The 4,690-nt window shown below is 73.2% G+C and carries 6 protein-coding genes; 5 read left to right on the top strand and 1 reads right to left on the bottom strand.

Features of this window, described 5'->3' with window-relative positions:
• The 5 genes from AC5LSR_RS23210 to AC5LSR_RS23190 form a co-directional block, all read left to right on the top strand.
• A partial coding sequence (locus tag AC5LSR_RS23210; protein ID WP_250281362.1) for a reverse transcriptase domain-containing protein occupies positions 1-631 on the top strand: 631 nt, incomplete at its 5' end.
• Positions 628-1,776, top strand: coding sequence for a CRISPR-associated endonuclease Cas1 (gene cas1 / locus AC5LSR_RS23205; protein WP_250281363.1), 1,149 nt, complete (start codon positions 628-630; stop codon positions 1,774-1,776). The genes AC5LSR_RS23210 and cas1, both read left to right, overlap by 4 nt.
• A gap of 7 nt (positions 1,777-1,783) precedes the next feature.
• Complete coding sequence (gene cas2 / locus AC5LSR_RS23200) at positions 1,784-2,068, top strand: CRISPR-associated endonuclease Cas2 (RefSeq protein WP_250281364.1); 285 nt, start codon at positions 1,784-1,786, stop codon at positions 2,066-2,068.
• Between the two features lie 100 nt (positions 2,069-2,168).
• On the top strand, positions 2,169-2,471 hold the full coding sequence (locus tag AC5LSR_RS23195; protein ID WP_250281365.1) for a hypothetical protein: 303 nt from the start codon (positions 2,169-2,171) through the stop codon (positions 2,469-2,471).
• A gap of 204 nt (positions 2,472-2,675) precedes the next feature.
• Positions 2,676-3,956, top strand: coding sequence for a hypothetical protein (locus AC5LSR_RS23190; protein WP_250281366.1), 1,281 nt, complete (start codon positions 2,676-2,678; stop codon positions 3,954-3,956).
• 137 nt (positions 3,957-4,093) lie between these two features.
• On the opposite strand, the gene AC5LSR_RS23185 is transcribed toward AC5LSR_RS23190, so the two are convergent.
• A partial coding sequence (locus AC5LSR_RS23185; RefSeq protein WP_493469028.1) for a hypothetical protein occupies positions 4,094-4,690 on the bottom strand: 597 nt, incomplete at its 5' end.

Genomic DNA, 4,690 nt, shown 5'->3' with positions numbered 1-4,690 from the left:
GTGGCTCGACGCACTGGCCGAGGCCGAACGCCACCGCGACGCCGGGCACACGACGGTGCTGCGCACCGACATCGCCGACTATTTCGCGCGCATCCGCCATGATCTTCTCCTGGCCGCTCTTCCCGCCGGGCTGGCCGGCGACGCGACAACACTGATCGACCGCTGGATAACCGCGCCGCTGCTCACCGAACACGGAATCATCCCGCGAACCAAGGGTATCCCGGAGGGAGCGCCCCTGTCTCCAGCCCTCGCTAATCTGCATCTTCGCGCCTTCGACACCACCGTCCATCACAATCCCGGAAATCTTGTCCGTTACGCCGACGATATCGCGGTGTTCTGCGCGGACACCGGCACCGCGATCGAGTCCGCCTACACCGTCGGCCGCGCGCTGGCGGATCTGGACCTGGAGATGAACGCCGGGAAAACCTACATCTCAAGCTTCGACCGGGGTTTCTCCTTCCTGGGATGGGTCTTCTACCGTGACGGCGGCTGGGAGGCCGAACCGACCGCCGGCTGGACGCACCCGATGTCCGTCGGGCGGCGGCGCCGTACCACGCGACCGGATCCGGCCGCCTACACCGGCCCATCGGACGCCTCCGCCCGCCCGGCGACGAACCGGAGGGCATCGTGAACGAGCCGGCCGGTCAGCCGACCGGCCAACCGGCCGGCCGGTCAGTCAGCTCGGTCAGCTCGGTCAGCCGGCCGGTCAAGCGGCTGGCCGGCCGGCCGCCGACCCGCCGCCCGCTGTATGTCGTCGGCCACGGCCTCGTGCTCGGGCGCAGCGGTGGCCGGCTGGTCGCGAGCCGGGACGGCGCGGTCGTCACCTCAGCGCCGCTGGGACGGATCAGCGAGGTCGTCGCCTTCGGCAACGTCGGGATCACGACCCCGGCGATGACCGCCCTCCTGGCCGAGGACATACCGCTGGTCCTGCTCACCGCGGACGGCCGGGTCCGCGGGCGGCTCGAACCGCCGAAGGCGTCCCACATCGAGGCCCGCCGGCGGCAGGCGCTCCTCCATCACGACGACCCGGCCCGGCTCGAGCTCGCCCGCGCCTTCGTCCGCGGGAAGATCCATAACCAGGATGTCCTGCTGCGCCGGCGAGCGGCAAGGGCCGCCGAGCCCGCGGAGGTCTGGGCGCTGGCCCGGCGCGTCGCCGCGGCCGGCGCGGCCGTCGACAACGCCGCTTCGATCGCCGAGCTCGTCGGTATCGAAGGAGCGGCGTCCGGGGCCTACTTCCGCGGTATCCGGCTCCTGCTCCCCGACGAGCTCGGCTTCCGGCGGCGTGAGCGCCTTGACCCCGACCTCGTCAACATCCTCATCAACTACACCTCCGCGCTGCTTCGCGAGGTCGTCTTCGGCGCGGTCGTCGCCGCCGGTCTCGACCCGTACACGTCGTTCCTGCATGCCCCGCGGCCGGGCCGGCCGACGCTGGTGTTCGACCTGATGGAGGAGTGGCGCGCGGTCCTGCTCGAGTCGACCGTCCTGGGCGTCCTCGGGCTGCGCATGATCCGCCCCGAGGACCTCAGTACCGGCCCCGCGCCCCGTGGCGGCGGCGCGGACAACAGCACGGACGGCGGCACGGACGGGCGTCCGCGGCTCGGCCCGGCGGCGAGCGCGGCGGTCATCGCCCGCTTCCGGGCGCGGGTGGACTCCCCGGCGCGGAGCTGGACGGCGTCCCCCGGCACCACCTACGCCACCCTGATCCGCGGGCAGAGCCTCGCACTGCGCGGGAGGCTGGTCGACAGCGTCCCCTACGAGCCCTTCCACTGGCGGTGAGCGTCTGATGGCGGAACCCGTCGGCAGGTTCCTGGTGAGTTTCGACGTCTCCTCCGACCGGCACCGGCGGAAGGTCGCGACGGCGCTGGAACGGCACGGGCCGAAGGTGCTGCGCTCGGTGTACGACCTGGACCTGACAGCGTCCGGGCTGGACGGTCTTGCCACGCGCCTGGCCGGGCTCGTCGAGCCGGACGACCATATTGTGATCGTTCCGTGCTGTCCGCGCTGTCGGCAGTGGTGGCACGGCTTCCCGCTCGACGCCGTGCCTGACCACGGCTGGGTCTCAGGATGACCGAACAGCTCCGGGCGGCTCCGGGCGGCTCCGGGCGGCTCCGGGCGGCTTCCGGCGGCTTCCGGCGGCTTCCGGATAACGGGGACGCGGAGGGACTCTGGTGAACACACCGCTGGTCGTCGTCTACGACGTCTCCGACAACGAACGCAGGGAGCTGGTCACCCGGTCGCTGCGGCCGGTCGCCGACCGGTTCCAGCAGAGCGGGTGGTACCTGCCCTCGGATGCCGGCCTGACCGCCGGCCGGGTCGGCGCCGGGATCGCCGGGCTCCTCGAGCGCGGCGACCGTCTCGGGGTGTGGCAGCCGTGCCCGTCATGCTGGCGGGCGGTCCGCTGGCTGCCCGCCGGGGCCTGGCGGCCGGCACCGCCACTCACCGGGCGCGGCGGCTGGGTGATCCGCGGTTGACAGGCCCGGCACCGGCGCTCTAGGGTCCATCCCAGTCAGTCTTTATGGCGACTCGTGGCCATTTCTGGTCACGTGACCGGCTTCGCCGGTCCTTTCGAGGTCACCCGGTCATCGGGAGGCTGTCACCCCTCGCGGGTGGCTCGTTTTTGACGGTTCGATGTCGTGTGGACGTCGTGTCATCCCGTCATGCTCGAAAGGATCCCTGTGAGCCTGCGCCTCAGCGACATTCTCGACGCAGACGACGACCTTGCCTCCCGGGCCACCTACCGGCTGCTCGAACCCGCCCTGCGCCGCCGGGTCCGCGGCATCGTCCGCAGGGCTGTTCCCGCGTCCTGCTCCTGCCGGGACGGCCGGACCTGCGACACCTGCCGGACGATCATCGACGATCTCGTGCTCGACGCCCACCGCAAGCTGCGCGAGGCCGCACGCGGCCGGCTCCCGCGCACCCGCGCCACGGGCGGCGGGCCCGGCGAGGAGGTCCGCGAGTGGCGGCTCCTGGTCGACGGGCTGACCGCGCCGGCCGAGACCGCCGCACTCGACGCCGACACCGCCGGTTCGATGCTGGCCGCCGCCGGCACACTCCGGGACAGCCCCTCGCGGCCGTACCGGCGGACGTCCCCATCGGATCAGGCCTGGCTGCGCGCGGCGGTGGCGCAGCTCGTCCTCTACCCGACGAGGAACCTCGACGTCGAGCTGCGGCGCCGCGCCGCGGTCAAGCGCGGGCTACCGGCCAGGCCGATGCGCGGCCTGGACTCCTCGCCGGCCGCCGGGCCGCTGGCCGACGACCCGCCCGCCGACTGCGCGCTGCGCGAGCTCGTCACCGGGCTGTGGGCCGATGTCGCTCACCCGTACGATCTGCCGGCCACCGGACGACGCCATGGCCTGTCCCCCGACGCGGCCCGGGTAGCGCTCCATCGCGGCCTGGATCTGCTGCGCGCCCACGACCCCGCCCGATACCGGGCACTGGTGGCCGGGCCGCTGGCCGCGCGGGCAGCGGACGGCACCAGGTCCCGGCCGGGTGCCGCGTTCCGGCCGGGTGCCGCCAGCTGGGCCGAGGCGGCGCGGACTCCCGCCGACGGCCCGTCCGAGACCGGCCGGGAGACCGAACATGCCCGGTCAGCCCTCCTTACGAAGATCACTTCCGACGTCGCACCGGAGCACCCGGACGCGGTGGCCGCGTTGGCGCCGACGACCGTGACGGCACCGCCATGCCGGACGCGGTCGGGCACCGGGAGCCGACGCCGGCAGCGTGACCATCTTGTGACGCTGCGGCTGCTGCACACGCTGCTGGACGCGGCCGACGGCCGGGCGGTCGACCCGGTCGGTCGCTGCCGGCGGCTGCGCGGCGTCGACGAGCCGGCCGCGCGGGAGGAGATCCGCCATCTCACCATGCTGGTCGCCGCGGCCGGTGTGATGTGGGTCGACAAGCTGGTGCGACAGGCGGAGAACGACCAGCCGCCGGAGAACGGCCAGCCGCCGGCATGAGGCCGGCGCACCGGACCGGGCCGCGGCCGCCCCATCCCCCGCTCCCGCCTATTTCTTCTTCCGATTCCTTTTTCTTCTTCTTCTGATTCCCTCCCCCTGCTCCTGTCATTTTATCCCTGCCGTTTCCGTCATTCCTGTCATTCCCGCGTTTCTGTTATTCCTGCCTGTTCCCGCCGCGACCAGTCCTCCAGCACGGCCGCGAGCCCGTCGGCCTGCTCCCTGCGCAGGACGACGGACACGACGGCGGAGCCGGGCACGGTCGTTTCGACCTCGACACGCACTCCCCCGGCCACCGGTGACACCCGCACCGCCCGCGCCACCTCGGCAACGGCGGGCGCCGGTTCGGTGAGCCGTCGCCGCACCGGTGCGCGGATACGCGCGGGCCGCGCAAGCGCCCCACCGGCGGTGGAGCGCAGCAATGCCGCGAGCTGGCTGCCGACCGGCCGTCCCCGCGGACTGTCCCGCTCCGCCGGCAGGCCGGGAGCGGAACGCTCCCCGGCCGTCGTGTCGTCGGCCGTCGTGTCGTCGGCCGTCGTGTCGTCGGCCGTCGTGTCGTCGGCCGTCGTGTCGTCGGCCGTCGTGTCGTCGGTCCACAGCAGCCGCAGGCCGGCGTCGATGAACTCGATCATCGCGCTCGTCCCCCACAGGTCGGCTTCGACCGGGCCGAACCGACGGCGCAGATGCCGGCGGCCGGCGAACGCCCCCCGGCTGCCGGCGGCTGTGTCCCCCACCAT

Source organism: Protofrankia sp. CiP1_Cm_nod4 (genome assembly GCF_982290645.1).
Note: the sequence above shows the minus strand (reverse complement) of the source record. Positions and strands in the feature narration are given on the sequence as shown.

Bases quoted from the DNA above. Each gene is read 5' to 3' on its own strand.
- cas2 (WP_250281364.1), top strand. From the start codon at position 1,784: ATGGCGGAACCCGTCGGCAGGTTCCTGGTGAGTTTCGACGTCTCCTCC.